General features: G+C 57.7%; 1 protein-coding gene. It reads left to right on the top strand.

Translation table 11 applies throughout. The annotated features are described in order from the left end of the window. Positions 1–374 precede the first annotated feature (374 nt). Positions 375–530 (top strand): hypothetical protein, encoded by a 156-nt coding sequence (locus ACHIRB_RS11160; RefSeq protein ID WP_199703698.1) that lies wholly within the window; start codon positions 375–377, stop codon positions 528–530. Positions 531–633 lie beyond the last annotated feature (103 nt).

The following is a 633-nucleotide window of genomic DNA, read 5'->3' as shown; positions in this document are numbered from 1 at the left end:
CGAAACCATCAACCCGAACCGCTCAGGCCAGCACGCGCCCCGCGTGAAAGATCCGGGCTAGTCCGGACGAGGGCCCGAATCCTGCGGGCACGGGGGTGACACTTGGACAGAACGCCGAGTGCATACGTCGCTATTCGACCGATTTACCGACTCGACGATTGTTTCGGGCTCAATAGCTGTAAATCTGGATTTGTTTGAACAATTGAAAGCTGGAGGATATTCGGACAATCCACATTCAGGATATCGAATTGCATTCCTATTTCCCCATAAGACCGGTCAGTATGGTAGAAAATGGATTGAGTTCGTTGCCTAGGGGGTAATTCACTGTCATGGATCGCGCCGTCAAGCCTCCGCGTCCCAGATACAAGTTTTCGGTGTTGGGATCGGATTGGGTCGAGTGGCTCATCGTCGGATTGTTGTGCGTCGTCGCTGCCCTCGGAATTGCCCTACTGACCGGATCGCTCGGCTATGCGTTGGCCGCTGGAGTTGTGCTGCTCGCCGCCGCAACCGCGGTCATCGCGTTGCTGTAGGCGGCTACGCCGCTCGTGAGTCCTTCCGGAGCGCCCGCCCACCAAAAAGACTGGCTCGAAAATGGGTAGGTGAGTGGGCAGGCGACAGCACCCGGCGCAGCCG

The organism is Antrihabitans spumae (assembly GCF_043944905.1).
GTDB lineage: Bacteria > Actinomycetota > Actinomycetes > Mycobacteriales > Mycobacteriaceae > Antrihabitans > Antrihabitans spumae.
The sequence above is the reverse complement of the archived record's forward strand: the minus strand, read 5'-3'. Positions and strand labels throughout refer to the sequence as shown.